The sequence below is a fragment of the Olsenella uli genome (assembly GCF_016900775.1).
In the GTDB taxonomy this organism is placed as follows: domain Bacteria; phylum Actinomycetota; class Coriobacteriia; order Coriobacteriales; family Atopobiaceae; genus Thermophilibacter; species Thermophilibacter uli_A.
The window spans coordinates 72,476-84,951 of record NZ_JACJKN010000010.1 but is presented as its reverse complement, the minus strand read 5'-3'; the positions used below and the strand labels follow the sequence as shown (position 1 = coordinate 84,951).

Annotated in this window: 10 protein-coding genes, 1 tRNA gene and 1 pseudogene; all 12 read left to right on the top strand. The window is 68.3% G+C overall.

The window, feature by feature from the left end; translation table 11 throughout:
• Positions 1–418 (top strand): annotated as a pseudogene (locus H6A23_RS07440) (hypothetical protein); the annotation flags it as partial.
• Between the two features lie 34 nt (positions 419–452).
• Positions 453–788: a YbaB/EbfC family nucleoid-associated protein gene (locus tag H6A23_RS07435; RefSeq protein ID WP_204831564.1), complete on the top strand. Its 336-nt coding sequence runs from the start codon at positions 453–455 to the stop codon at positions 786–788.
• A 13-nt stretch (positions 789–801) separates the two neighbouring features.
• The gene (gene recR, locus H6A23_RS07430; protein ID WP_204831563.1) at positions 802–1,410 is read left to right on the top strand and encodes a recombination mediator RecR; all 609 of its coding nucleotides are present in this window, start codon (positions 802–804) and stop codon (positions 1,408–1,410) included.
• A 15-nt stretch (positions 1,411–1,425) separates the two neighbouring features.
• On the top strand, positions 1,426–2,256 hold the full coding sequence (locus H6A23_RS07425; protein WP_204831562.1) for a hypothetical protein: 831 nt from the start codon (positions 1,426–1,428) through the stop codon (positions 2,254–2,256).
• A gap of 159 nt (positions 2,257–2,415) precedes the next feature.
• Positions 2,416–2,492 (top strand) — tRNA-Asp (locus H6A23_RS07420).
• Between the two features lie 150 nt (positions 2,493–2,642).
• Positions 2,643–3,335: an HAD family hydrolase gene (locus H6A23_RS07415; RefSeq protein ID WP_204831561.1), complete on the top strand. Its 693-nt coding sequence runs from the start codon at positions 2,643–2,645 to the stop codon at positions 3,333–3,335.
• A 38-nt stretch (positions 3,336–3,373) separates the two neighbouring features.
• Complete coding sequence (locus tag H6A23_RS07410) at positions 3,374–3,865, top strand: RrF2 family transcriptional regulator (protein WP_204831560.1); 492 nt, start codon at positions 3,374–3,376, stop codon at positions 3,863–3,865.
• On the top strand, positions 3,862–4,749 hold the full coding sequence (locus H6A23_RS07405) for an adenine glycosylase (RefSeq protein WP_204831559.1): 888 nt from the start codon (positions 3,862–3,864) through the stop codon (positions 4,747–4,749). The genes H6A23_RS07410 and H6A23_RS07405 overlap by 4 nt, the downstream gene beginning before the upstream one ends.
• Before the next feature lie 77 nt (positions 4,750–4,826).
• Positions 4,827–5,372, top strand: coding sequence for a rubrerythrin (rbr, locus tag H6A23_RS07400; protein ID WP_204831558.1), 546 nt, complete (start codon positions 4,827–4,829; stop codon positions 5,370–5,372).
• Positions 5,373–6,094: 722 nt separating this feature from the next.
• Complete coding sequence (locus tag H6A23_RS07395) at positions 6,095–7,210, top strand: hypothetical protein (RefSeq protein ID WP_204831557.1); 1,116 nt, start codon at positions 6,095–6,097, stop codon at positions 7,208–7,210.
• Between the two features lie 526 nt (positions 7,211–7,736).
• Positions 7,737–9,881, top strand: coding sequence for a 1,4-alpha-glucan branching protein GlgB (gene glgB, locus H6A23_RS07390; RefSeq protein ID WP_204831556.1), 2,145 nt, complete (start codon positions 7,737–7,739; stop codon positions 9,879–9,881).
• A 123-nt stretch (positions 9,882–10,004) separates the two neighbouring features.
• Positions 10,005–12,437, top strand: a complete 2,433-nt coding sequence (locus tag H6A23_RS07385; RefSeq protein WP_204831555.1) for a glycogen/starch/alpha-glucan phosphorylase — start codon at positions 10,005–10,007, stop codon at positions 12,435–12,437.
• The last annotated feature ends 39 nt before the right edge of the window (positions 12,438–12,476 follow it).

Genomic DNA, 12,476 nt, shown 5'->3' with positions numbered 1-12,476 from the left:
GCAGGTCCCCTATTCAGACGCCGACATCACCGTCTACGAGGAGACCTACGAGCCCGAGGTAGCCTTCCCAGCCCAAGCCGCTGCCCCCGCGATCCCGCCGTCGAACCCGGCGCCCGCCCCCGCCGACAGCCCCGCCGTCGCTCCCGCCGCGACTCGCGAAGCGAGCGAGCCGCAAAGCGGCGAGCGGGGAGCGGACGGGAGCGACGGCGGGGCTGTCGGCGGGGGCGGGCTCACGCCCGAGTTCGCGGACATCGCCTCCATGCTGGCGGAGGCGTTTGGGCAGCCGCTCGAGGTGAGCGTGGAGCCGGCGGTGACGACCTCCGACGAGGACGCCGCGGCCGAGCTCGCCTATGATGGTGACCCCGCCTCGGACGACGGCTTCACGGCCGAGCCCGAGGAGGACGGAGACGACGACTGACATCCCGGCATGCCGGGAGACGAAAGGAGCCACGATGGCCAAGGGATTCAACATGGGCGGCATGAACCGCAACCAGATGATGGCGCAGGCCCGCAAGATGCAGGAGCAGCTCATCGCCGCGCAGCAGAAGGCCGCCGAGACCGAGGTCTCCGCGAGCGCGGGCGGCGGCGCCGTCAAGGTGACGGCGACGGGCGACATGCGCCTGACCTCGCTCGCCATCGACCCGGACGCGCTCGACCCCGAGGACGTGGAGATGCTGCAGGACATGATCCTCGCCGCCGTGAACGACGCCCTCGAGTCCGCCGAGCGCATGGCGAGCCAGCAGATGAGCGCCGTCACGGGCGGCCTCAACATCCCGGGCCTCTTTTAGGGCGGTCCTTGGCATGGTTGACCCGGTCAACGACGGGCGTGCGCTCCAGCGGCTGCTCGACGAGCTCGGCAGGCTGCCCGGCATAGGGCCGAAGTCCGCCCAGCGGATCGCCTACCACCTCCTGGAGGCGGACGTCGAGGAGGCGCGCCGGCTCGCCGCCGCGATTCTCGACGTCAAGCAGCAGGTGCACTTCTGCCCCGTGTGCTTCTCGTATGCCACGCGCGAGACCTGCGACGTCTGCGCTGACGGCACGCGCGACCGCGCATCCATCTGCGTGGTCTCGGAGCCGCGCGACGTCACGGCCATCGAGCGCACGGGGACGTATCGCGGCCTCTACCACGTCCTCGGTGGGGTCATCAGCCCCATGGACAAGATCGGGCCGGAGCAGCTGCACGTCCGCGAGCTGCTCGCCCGCCTTGCCGACGGCACCGTGGACGAGGTCATCCTTGCCACCAACCCGGACGTCGAGGGGGAGACCACGGCCACGTACCTGGCCCGGGTCATCCACCCGCTCGGCGTGCGCGTGACCCGGCTGGCGAGCGGCCTGCCCGTGGGCGGGGACCTTGAGTACGCAGACGAGGTGACCCTCGGCCGCGCCATCGAGGCGCGCCGGGAGGTCTAGCTAAGGGGGAGCGCAATGGCTGACGGACAGAGGAGGCGTCCTGCGCACGGCGCGCCGCAGGCCTCGACACGAGGGGCGCGCGACTCTCGTGCCGCCGGGGCGCGCCAGCGCCTGGCGAGCGACTCCGACCAGATTTCCACCATCCGGGCGGGGCAGGGCGCGCGGGTCACCACGAGGGGCAACGCCGCCGAGGCGGCGGGCCGCGCGCGCCGCAACGCCGAGGAGCGCTACTACGAGCGCCACCCCGAGGCCCGCTCCGCGCACGGCGGCCCGGAGCGCAGCCGCAAGAACGTCGTTCTTCTCGTCCTCGCGGCGGTGGCGGCCATGGTGCTCGTCTTCTTCCTGGGGCGCTGCGCGGCCTCGATGCTCGCCCCCGCCCCCGAAGAGAGTGCGCCCCAGCAGGGGCACGGCCAGGCCGCCCTCACCGAGGCGGAGCTCGAGTACCAGGAGCAGCAGACGCAGCATGACACCGGCTCCGAGCAGGTCGGCGTGGACGGGACCGTCTCGTACGCGGGCGACACCTATGCCCTGAGGCAGCTTGACGACGGCGCCACGGGCCTCGTCAGGACGGCCTCCGACGGCTCCGAGGAGGTTCTCGCCGAGCTGGAGGGAACGCCCGTGGCCCTGGTCCGCCGCGCGGAGACCCTGCTCGTCCCCGAGAACCGCGACGGCGGCTGGGACGTGGTCTGCTACGTGATCGGCGGCCACGGCTCCGCCACGTACGTCGCCGGCCCTGACGGCTCGATGGTCCAGGGCTCCGGCGAGGCGACCTCCGTCGAGCTCTCCGACACCACGCTGTTCGTGACGGACGCGTCGGGCTCGGTCACCGAGGTCGCCCTCGAGTAGGGCCCGGAGGGGGCGGGCGAGGCAAGGGGGCTCCCCTTGTCTCGCACGACCTTCTGAGCAGGCATTTTGAAAAAATCTGGCGCGGCAGAAACTTTTTTCAAAATTCCTCTTGCCAGAAGGGGCCGACCTATGTAAGAATAACTTCCGCGCAAGGCGAACGGGGTGTTAGCTCAGCTGGTTAGAGCGCCGGCCTGTCACGTCGGAGGTCGAGGGTTCGAGTCCCTTACATCCCGCCATTGCACCGTACGAGGGGCCCTTCGGGGCCCCTTTTTCGTATGTCTGACCACACTGGACCTTACGTCGCCGTCACCCGGTTTTTACATCTCCAAATGCTCACTTCGGAGTATCATATTCCCATCAGTTTTGAATCTGACAGGGGGACGAGGATGGGGCCCAGCGCCGAGCAGCCAACATACCGCGTTGCCGTCTTCGACTTTGACGGGACCTCCATCCGGGGTCAGTCGGGCGCGCTCTTCACCGAGTACCTGCTCCTGAGCGGCACGATGTCCCTCTCGCGGGCGCTCAGGCTCATCTGGTGGGGCATCCGCTACAAGCTGCACCTGCCGTATCGTCAGGACGAGGCACGCGAGCTCGTCCTCGGCGCCCTCAAGGGGAGGAGCGCCAACGAGGTGGACGCCCTCATGGTGGACTTCCATGACAAGGTGCTCGTCCCGCGCTACCGCGAGCGGGCGCTCGCGGAGGTGCGGCGCTGTCACGACGAGGGCATGGTGACCCTGCTCGTCTCGGCGACCTTCGACGCCATCGCCGCCGCGGCGGCCGGGAGGATGGGCTTCGACGGCTTTGCCGCCACCCACATGGAGCGCGACGAGCGGGGCAACTACACCGGCGCGGTGGACGGCCCCGTGGTGGCGGGCGCCGAGAAGTACCGCGCGGCCGCGGCCTGGTGCGACGAGCATCTGGGCGTCGGGCGCTGGGAGCTGGCGCGCGCCTACGGCGACCACCACAGCGACCAGGACCTTCTCGCCCGCGCCGACGAGGCGCTCGCCGTCTGCCCGGGCAAGACCCTGAAGGTGCTCGCCAAGCGCCGCGGCTGGCAGATTCTCGACTGGAACGCGTAGGGTTCGTCGGCGCGGGGGAGGCGCCGAGGGGAGGGACCATGGAGATATCGAGAAAGACGGACTACGCGCTGCGGATGCTCGCGGCGCTCGTGAGCAACCCGGACGGGATCATCTCCGTCCGCACCGCGGCGAAGGAGAACAGCATCCCGTACTCCTTTGCCCGCTCCATCCAGCACGACCTCGCCGTCGCGGGGATCGTCGAGAACTCGCGCGGCGCCACGGGCGGCATGCGGCTCGCCGTGGACCCGCGCGAGACCACCCTGCTCGACCTCGTCGAGGCGGTGCAGGGCCCGATCATCGTCTCCGGCTGCGCCGGCGCGCTTGCCGGCTCCGGGCCGTGCCCGCGCCGCGGCGCGTGCCACTTCACCTCCGTCTGGTGCAACGCCGAGCGGATGCTGCGCCAGCTCTTCTCGTCCGTCACGCTGCACCAGCTCGTGGTCGAGCGTCGCTCGCCCGTGTTCCGAGGCACCTTCGAGCTGGTGGACGAGGACGAGGCCCGCGAGACGGCGCACGTCGAGGGGGCCGCGTGAGCGAGGCTCCGGACCGCGGGGGGCGCGCCCTGGACGAGTTTCGCGCCCTCGTGCTCGCACGCGGGCGCGAGCTCTACCGCGACCTCCCGTGGCGCCGCACGCGCGACCCCTACGCCATCTGGATCTCCGAGGTCATGCTCCAGCAGACCCAGACCACGCGCGTGGACGGCCGCTGGCAGCGATGGCTCGAGCGGTTCCCCACGGCGGGCGCGCTCGCCGCGGCGGATGCGGCCGACGTGCTGGACGAGTGGCAGGGGCTCGGCTACAACCGCCGGGCCCTCTCGCTCCTGCGCGCGGCGCAGGCGGTCTCGGCCGCGGGCGGCGTCATGCCTGCGGAGGCCGCGGCGCTCGAGGCCCTGCCCGGGATCGGGCCGGCCACTGCGGCGGGCATCCGCGCCTTCGCCTTCGACCTGCCCGGGGTCTACCTGGAGACCAACGTCCGCACCGTCTTTCTCCACGAGCTCTTCCCGGAGGCCGAGTCCGTGCCGGACCGCGAGCTCGTGCCGCTCGTGCGGGGCACCTGCCCGCCGGACGCGAGCAACCCGGAGGACGACCCGCGCACCTGGTACTACGCCCTGCTCGACTACGGCGCCTACCTCAAGCGCACCGTGCCCAACCCCTCGCGGCGCTCGCGCACGCACGCGCGCCAGTCGCGCTTCGAGGGGTCGCACCGCCAGAAGCGCGCCGAGCTGCTGCGCGTTCTTCTCGCCCACCGCGAGGGCGCGGCCGGCGGCGCGGACTTTGAGACGATTTTCCAGGAGCTGGTTAGCGCGGAGCTCGAGGCGGGTAGAAGCGCCATAGACGCGTCCGCCGTGCGCGGGCTTCTGGACGAGCTCGAGCGGGAGGGTTTCTGCCATCATGGCGATGGCATTTGGCGTGTCTAGGTGATACAGTGTCTCAATACCGGGCGGAGGGCCCGGGGCACGTCGAGCGTCCCTGCGGGGACAGGAGAGGAGTACCAATGGCCGTTGACTTTGAGAGTTCCCAGACCAAGAAGAACCTCGAGGCTGCCTTTGCCGGCGAGTCCCAGGCCACCAACAAGTACGCCTACTACGCGAGCAAGGCCAAGAAGGAGGGCTACGAGCAGATTGCCGCGATCTTCACCGAGACCTCCGGCAACGAGAAGGAGCACGCCAAGCTGTGGTTCAAGTATCTCCACGGCGGCGAGGTGCCCGACACCCTGACCAACATCAAGGACGCCGCGGCGGGCGAGAACTACGAGTGGACCGACATGTACAAGGGCTTTGCCGAGACCGCCGAGGCCGAGGGCTTCGCTGAGATCGCGGCCAAGTTCAAGATGGTCGGCGAGATCGAGAAGCACCACGAGGAGCGCTACCTCAAGCTCGCCGAGCGCGTCGAGAAGGGCGAGGTCTTCGCGCGTGAGGGCGTCAAGGTGTGGAAGTGCCGCAACTGCGGTCACCTGCACGTGGGCGCCGAGGCCCCCGAGGTCTGCCCCGTCTGCAACCACCCCAAGGCCTACTTCGAGGAGCAGGCCCTCAACTACTAGGGTTAGTCGCCTGACCTGAGTCGGAGGGGCGGCCCCGGGCCCCTGAGCGAGGATGCGCTGAAGCGGAATCCTCGCTCAGGGGCCCGGGGCCGCCCGTCTCATGTCGCTCCTGCCGCCGGGAACTGGAAGCGCCGGTGGGGTGGCGTGTCCAGTCCCCGGTCCCACGCCCTTTGCGCCCTCGTTCCCGCTGTCGGGGCGAGGGGGTTAGAAGACTGGGGTTGTTGCGCGTTTGCGCCTGGGGGCGGTTAGCATTGCGGGATCGTTGCACCGCGGGGCGAGAAGAACGGGCCGGGAGTGCGGCCGCTCTGGGGGAGCTGCTTAGGGAGTCGGGGTTGTTGCGCCCGCCGGGGCCGGTTTGAGCTTGTGCCAGGACTGCTCTCGATGCAATGGCCTCCGTTCTTTAAGCGTGGCGCGTGCACAGCGTGCAACGCCCCACGTTTTCTAAGCGGGGGCGCCCGCGGGCTCGTTGGGGGCGCGACGAATCGCGCGGAACAATGGGGCGCCCGTGCGGCGTTTTGGCCATCTCCGGACGAGCGGTGGCCTCCGCGCCCGCGAGCGGCTGTCCCGGGGAATTATTTTCGGCCGGACGGCTCTTCTCGCCAAGCGTTCTAGCTGCGCCGATGTCCTCTTTTGAGCGCTACCGGTCAGCTTGGCGTCAGCTGCCGGGAGAGGTTTTTCCCGATGAGGCCCGCAGCCCTTTTGCGGGGAGGTAGGCTGGGGCCATGAGCATCCTGCTGTCACATACCACCGCCCTTGAGGTGCTGCGCAGATGGGAGCTGCGCGGGCGCCTCGCAAAGGGGGAGCGCTGTGCCGCGCCACCTCCGGCCGCGCCGCCCACCACAGAGGAGATGGAGGAGCTCGCCCGGCGCGTCCCGCTCGTCACGGCGTGCGCCCGTCCGCTCGAGGTGCTTGTCAGCGAGGGGCGCCCCGGGGTCCGGGGTGAGGTGAGGGCGCATCTCCAGCGCGCCCCGCTGCCCGCCGGCTCTGCGATCGAGGTGGCCCCGGGCGTTGCCTGCGCGTCCCCGGAGCAGCTTGCCGTCCAGATGGCCCCTCGGCTCACGGACCTCGAGCTCGAGGTTCTTCTCTCCGAGCTCATGGGGACCTACGCGATCTTCCCCGACGGCGAGGAAGGGATGTTCCGGCGAGAGGAGCCCCTCACCACGCCGGAGCGCACGCGCGCCCATCTGGCGAGGCTCGGCGCGCGCTCCGGCACCGCCCGCGTGCGCCGTGCCCTTGAGGCGGCCTGCGTGCGGTCGGCCTCGCCAAGGGAGACCAAGCTCTCCCTGAGGCTGGGGCTCAGGCCCGGCCGGGGCGGCTACCACCTCAACGTCCTCTCCATGAACGAGCCCCTTGAGGTGCGCCGCATTCACGACAGGATGCGGCGCGGCGTCAGGGTGCCGGACATCCTGGTGTCGAACCCCGCCACGGGCCAGGTGAGCGCGGTCGAGTACCATGGGCGCCATCATGACGGGCCGCTGCGCGCGGCCCAGGACGCGGCCCGTTCCAACGAGCTCAAGGCCCTGAGCATGAGCGAGTCCATCGTGCGGCGCGAGCAGTATGCGGACCTCGCCTACCTGGACGGGCTCGTGGAGACCATCCGAAGGGAGCTCGGCCTTCCGAGAATTGGGCTCGGCGCTGCCGAGCGCGCCCGGCGCCGGGAGCTCCGGCAGCGGCTCTACGAGGAACTTGAGCTCATTGACGGCGTGAGCTGGCAGGGGCTGGAGCGCGAGGCCAGGCGCGCCGTGCACGCGGCCGCCGCCGAGCGCGAGGGCGAGGAGCTTGCCGCATACGAGAGCGCCCGCGTTGACGTGCCCGTGGAGGCATACGGGCTCCAGTGAGGCGTCCCGGCCGCGGCGCGCGACGGGCGCGGCGTTAGACATCCGGGCGCGTTGCGGGCGTGTGCGGCGGCGCGCTTAGTATTTTGGGATCGTTGCGCGCACTCGCGCGAGCGCGGTTAGTAAAACAGAGCGGTTGCGCGCGGAAAGCGGGGCCGGACGTCCGGATGGCCTGTCAGTCCAAAAAAAATTAAAATAAACCGATAAGTACGACGTGACGAGACGGCAATCGCGGACACTCCCCGGCCGCAGTCGGAGCAACGGCCGCCATCCTCTAACCTCGCCCGCGCCCCGCTCCGCAACGACCGCCACTTTCTAACCGCCCCGCCCGCGCTGCCCCGCCTCCGTGACGCAACGGAAGCCGAGCGTCCAAACCCGCGCGTGCTCACGGCCCCAGAGGCCTCACTCGCGGGTTTTTTATGGACATCAGGTTGACGGAACGCGCAGAATAAGTGTTGTTCTGTCTGCGCATCGTTGGACGGGACGCCCGCATGGCGGGCGCGACGTACCGGACTCGGAGGAGTGAGACATGGAATCTCTCGACAGCACCCTCTATCTGAGCAACGACGACCTGTTCCTGCTCGCGAGCGGAAAGTGGTATCGGAGCTACGAGAAGCTGGGCGCGCACCCCGCGGTGGACGACGCCGGGACGAGCGGCTATCACTTCGCCGTCTGGGCCCCCGACGTCAAGAGCGTGCACGTCATCGGCGACTTCAACGGCTGGGACGAGGCCGCCAATCCGCTGGCCTGCACGGAGTCCGGCGGCGTCTGGGAGGGCTTCATTCCCGGGATCGGCCACGAGGCGCTCTACAAGTACCTCATCGAGACCGCGGACGGCCGCAAGCTCTACAAGGCGGACCCGTACGGCTTCTATGCCGAGCAGATTCCCGGCACGGCGTCGCGCACGTTTGACCTCGCCGGATATGACTGGGCGGACGGCGCCTACATGAAGGCGCGCGCCAAGCGCGACATGTTCAAGGAGCCGCTCAACATCTTCGAGGTACATCTCGGCAGCTGGCGCCGCCACGGTGACGAGCCGCAGGGCGAGCCGCGCCCCGACGGCACCTACCCGGGCCCCGGCGACCCGTTCCCCGCGCAGCGCGGCGTCGTCTACTCCTACGACGACCTCTCCGTGGAGCTTGTGGCCTACGCCAAGGACATGGGCTACTCGCACATCGAGATCATGCCCGTGAACGAGCACCCCTTTGACGGCTCCTGGGGCTACCAGCCCACCGGCTACTACGCCGCCACCTCGCGCTACGGCAACCCCAAGCAGTTTATGCACTTCATCGACGCCTGCCACGAGGCGGGCATCGGCGTGATCCTCGACTGGGTGCCGGGCGGCTTCTGCGCGGACGCCCAGGGCCTTGCCACCTTCAACGGCGGCATGCTCTACGAGCACAAGATCCACCCCAACTGGAGCACGCACCAGTTTGACTACTCGCGCGGCGAGGTCCGCAGCTTCCTCGTCTCCAACGCGCTCTTCTGGGCCGACCTCTTCCACGCCGACGGCATCCGCATGGACGGCGTCTCCTCGATGCTCTACATGAACTTCGGCATCGACGACCCGGGCCAGAAGCGCTTCAACGAGAAGGGCACCGAGGAGGACCTCGACGCCTCCGCCTTCATCCGCCAGACCAACGAGGTCATGGGCACGCTCCACCCCGACGTCATGATGATCGCCGAGGAGTCCACGGCCTGGCCGCTCGTGACGTACCCGCCCGAGGACGGCGGCCTCGGCTTCCACTTCAAGTGGGACATGGGCTGGATGAACGACACCCTGCACTACATGCAGACCGACTTCCCGTGGCGCCCGGGCAACTACCGCATGCTGACGTTCTCCTCCATGTACCAGTTCAACGAGAACTTCATCCTGCCGCTCTCCCACGACGAGGTCGTCAACGGCAAGTGCTCGCTCATCACGCGCATGCCCGGCGACTACTGGCGCCAGTTCGCGGGCATGCGGGCGCTCGCGTTCTACCAGGTCACGCACCCCGGCGGCAAGCTCAACTTCATGGGCAACGAGATTGCCCAGTTCATCGAGTGGCGCTACTACGAGGGCATTCAGTACTTCCTCGCCGAGCAGTACGAGACGCACCGCCACCAGCAGCAGTTCGTCCGCGACCTCAACCGCTTCTACAACGAGCACACCGCCCTCTGGCAGTGCGCCTTCGCCTCCGAGGGCTTCGAGTGGATCGACGCGGACAACGCCGACCAGTCGATCATCACGTTCATCCGCCGCGGCGACAAGCCCGGCGACGAGCTCGTCATCCTCATCAACTTCGACGTCAACGCGCGCGAGGACTTCCGCATGGGCGTCCCGGAGTGGGGCGTCTACGAGGAGCTCTTCAACTCCGACGACGAGCGCTACGGCGGCTCCGGCGTCATCAACACCGGCAAGCTCAAGTGCCAGGACGAGCCGTGGAACGGCCGCGAGCAGTCTGTCGTGGTGCGCGTCCCGCCGCTCGGCGGCATGATCCTCAAGAAGACGGGCACCCTGCGCCGCCCGGCCAAGAAGAAGCCCGCCGCGGCGAAGGCGGCCGCGAAGACCACCGCGAAGGCGGCGCCGAAGAAGGCGCCCGCCAAGAAGCCCGCGGCCAAGAAGGCGACGTCTCCGGTAAAGACGGCGTCATCGAAGAAGCCCGCCGCTAGAAAAACAACGAAGGCGGAGTAAACTTTTATGGGGCCACCCGAGGGGGTGGCCCCAGACGGGTGACGGCCAAGCGACAGCCGCCGCCCTCGTGCGGGCACGTCCCGCGCGCCCCCGAGTTCTTGTCGCCCGACGCTAGGAGAGGCTTTGACTGACAACAAGATCTTTGAGAACGAGCAGGACTTCGTCGAGCAGTACCGCGAGGCGTGCGTGGCGCGCTACGGCACCCCCTTTGAGGGCCTGGCCGACCACGAGCGCTTCTATGCCCTCGCCGAGCTCATCGCCAACAAGGGACGCGCCATCTTCCCGGAGTCCCACCCCAAGGGAGCCAAGAAGGTCTACTACTTCTCCCTCGAGTTCCTCCTCGGTCCCCTGCTCGACAACTACATGATCAACTTTGGCATTCGTGATCTCGTCGCCAAGGGCGTCGAGTCCATGGGCTCCGACCTCGAGACCCTCTGCCGCGAGGAGGTCGACCCGGGCCTGGGCAACGGCGGCCTGGGCCGTCTGGCCGCGTGCTTCCTCGACTCCATGGCCCACGAGGGCATCGCCGGCTACGGCAACGGCATGCGCTACCGCTACGGCCTCTTCCGCCAGTACATCGAGGGCGGCCGTCAGGTCGAGCGCACGGACAACTGGCTCGCGGGCGGCTTCCCGTGGGAGACCCGCAAGGACGGCAGCGCCGTGCTCGTGCGCTTTGGCGGGCAGGTCGTCCGCCACGAGGAGAACGGCCAATTCTGGTTCACCCAGGAGGGCGGCGAGGTCGTCCGCGCCGTGCCGTATGACGTGCCCATCATCGGCTACGGCGGCAAGGTCGTGAACAAGCTGCGCCTGTGGTCGGCCGAGCCCTACACCGAGGACTTCGACCTCGACGCCTTCAACGCCGGCGACTACGCGCGCGCCAACAAGTTCCGCTCCGACGTGGAGGCCATCTCCACGATCCTCTACCCCAACGATGCCGGTGAGCACGGCCGGATGCTGCGCCTCAAGCAGGAGTACCTCTTCGTCTCCGCCGGCCTGCAGACGATCCTGCGCACCTACGAGCGCGAGTTCGGCCCCGACTGGGAGCACCTCGGCGAGCACGTGTGCGTCCACACCAACGACACGCACCCCGCCATGTGCGGCCCCGAGCTCATGCGCATCCTCGTTGACGAGAAGGGCGTGGGCTTTGAGGAGGCCTACAAGATCTGCAAGCAGACCATCTCCTTCACCAACCACACCGTCATGCCCGAGGCGCTGGAGAAGTGGCCCATCAACACCTTCCGCAACCTCCTGCCGCGCCTCTACATGTTCATCGACGAGGTCGACCGCCGCTACCGCGAGAGCCTGGCCAACCACCTCTCGCCCAACGAGGGCAACTGGACCAACGTCCTGAGCAAGACCGCCATCCTCTGGGACGGCCAGGTCCGCATGGCCAACCTCTCGATCATCTTCTCGCACTCGGTGAACGGCGTCTCCGCGCTGCACACGCAGATCCTCAAGGACAGCGTGTTCCACGAGTTCTACGAGATGGTGCCGCACTACTTCAACAACAAGACCAACGGCGTGACGCACCGCCGCTTCCTCGGCGAGGCCAACCCGGCCTACGCCAAGCTCATCACCGACGCCATCGGCGACGGCTGGATGGACGACGCCATGGAGCTCGAGAAGCTCCTGCCCTTCGAGGAGGATGCCTCCTTCCTCGATGGCATGGAGGCCGCCAAGAAGGCCGACAAGGAGCGTCTGGCCGCCTACATCAAGGAGACCTCGGGCGTCGAGCTTGACACCAACATGGTCTTCGACGTGCAGGTCAAGCGCTTCCACGCCTACAAGCGCCAGCTCCTGAACGTCTTCAAGGTGCTCGACGTCTACAACCGCATGCTCAAGGACCCGTCCTGGAGCCCGCGCCCGACGGCCTTCATCTTCTCCGGCAAGGCGGCCCAGAGCTACACCTTCGCCAAGGAGGTCATCCGCCTCATCAACTCGGTCGCCGACGTCATCAACAACGACGAGCGCGTGAACGACAAGATCAAGGTGGCCTTCGTGCCCAACTTCGCGGTCTCCAACGCGCAGCTCATCTACTCCGCGGCGGAGATCTCCGAGCAGATCAGCGTGGCCGGCGCCGAGGCCTCCGGCACCTCCAACATGAAGCTCATGATGAACGCGGCCATCACGCTCGGCACCCTCGACGGCGCCAACATCGAGATCTCCGAGCTCGTGGGTCCCGAGAACATCAAGATCTTCGGCCTGCACGCCGACGAGGTGGAGGCCCTGCGCGCCTCCGGCCGCTACTACGCGTGGGACATGTACAACAGCGACCGCGACCGCATCGGCCGCATCGTGGACATGCTGACCGACGGCACGCTCGCGCGCCTCTCGGGCAACTTCGACAGCATCCACGACTACCTGATGGTTGACAACGACCCGGACCTGGTCCTGCGCGACTTCCACGCCTACGTCCAGGCCTGGGAGGAGCTCACCGGCGCCTACGGAGACCGCCGCGCATGGAACAAGTCGGCGCTCCACAATACCGCCAAGGCCGGATATTTCTCTTCTGACCGAACTATCCGTGAGTACATGGCGGACATCTGGCACATTTAGGCTTACGTGCGGGGGCCCTCCGCGGCCCCCGCGTCTGGT